This is a genomic window from Kitasatospora sp. NPDC056531, assembly GCF_042794375.1.
Lineage (GTDB): Bacteria > Actinomycetota > Actinomycetes > Streptomycetales > Streptomycetaceae > Kitasatospora.
This window is the reverse complement of record NZ_JBHTTU010000379.1, coordinates 1-1,274: the sequence shown is the minus strand read 5'-3', so window position 1 is coordinate 1,274 and position 1,274 is coordinate 1. Positions and strand designations below refer to the sequence as shown.

The 1,274-nt window shown below is 68.2% G+C and carries 1 protein-coding gene; it reads right to left on the bottom strand.

The features are described from left to right. A partial coding sequence (locus tag ACFQ87_RS46600) for an NRAMP family divalent metal transporter (RefSeq protein ID WP_380617113.1) occupies positions 1-1,274 on the bottom strand: 1,274 nt, incomplete at both ends.

Here is a 1,274-nt window from a genome sequence, read left to right as displayed (position 1 = left end):
GCCGCAGCCGGCCATGATCCACAGGATCGCGTCCGAGCTGATGTCCGGCCAGACCACGGCGGCGGTCAGGATCATCGAGAGGGTGACCAGGACGCCGACCACGGCGGCGGTGAAGGCGTTGGTCTTGGGAGCGTTGACCCAGGGACCGAGCACGGCCTTGTCGTTGCAGAGCAGCAGCAGGAAGACCGTCGCGGAGGGCAGCAGCACCCCGGCCAGCACCTGGACGAACTGGGTCATCAGGCCCTGCATGTAGTCGTTCGACACCAGGGTGATCGCCGCGGCGACCACCACCAGGCCGGCGTAGACCGCGTAGAAGCCCTTGGCGCCCTTGACGCCGCGGTGCAGCGAGTGCTTGATGCCGAACACGTCGCCGATGGCGTAGGCGGTGGACAGGGACACCGCGAAGGCGCCGATGATCGAGGCGTCCAGCAGCGCGATGGCGAACAGCACGCCCGCCAGGTGGCCGGCCTTGTCCTCGATGCCCTTGGCCACGGCGGCCGCGTCGGAGAACTGGCCGAAGCCGTCGGTGCCGGCGAAGGCGGCGGCGGTGAAGCCCATCATCGCGGCGGCGCCGATGACCACGATCGCGATGCCGATCCACAGGTCGACCTTCTCGTACTTCATGAAGCGCGGGGTGATCCGCTTGTCGATGACGTACGACTGCTGGAAGAACAGCTGCCAGGGGGCGACGGTGGTGCCGACGATGGAGATGATGACCAGCATCACGGCCGCGAGCTGGCCGGAGCCGCCGGGCATGGTCGGCGTCACGAAGTCGTGGGCCATCTGCGAGGTCCTGGGGTGGACCATGAAGTAGATCGGCACCAGCAGCAGCGAGCCGACGCACAGCGTGACGGCGACGCGCTCGAAGCGCTGGAAGGAGCCGGTGAAGGCCGAGGCGATGATGATCGCCGCCGCCAGCACCACCGAGGCCGCCTTCGGCAGGCCCAGGTACCCGGCGGCCAGCGTGACGCCGATGAACTCGGTGACCAGGGTCAGCGCGTTCAGCAGGAACAGGTCGATGACGCTGAACGCGCCCCAGAACTTGCCGAAGCGCTCCAGGATCAGGCGCGCGTGGCCGACACCGGTGACGGCACCCAGGCGCAGCACCATCTCCTGGTTCACGTACAGCACCGGGACCAGCATCAGCAGCGTCCACAGCAGCTGGGTGCCGTAGTTCTGGCCGGCCTGGCCGTAGGTGGAGAAGGCGCCCGCGTCGTTGTCCCCGACCATCACGATCAGGCCCGGGCCGACGATCGCGAGCAGCGTCTTGAGTC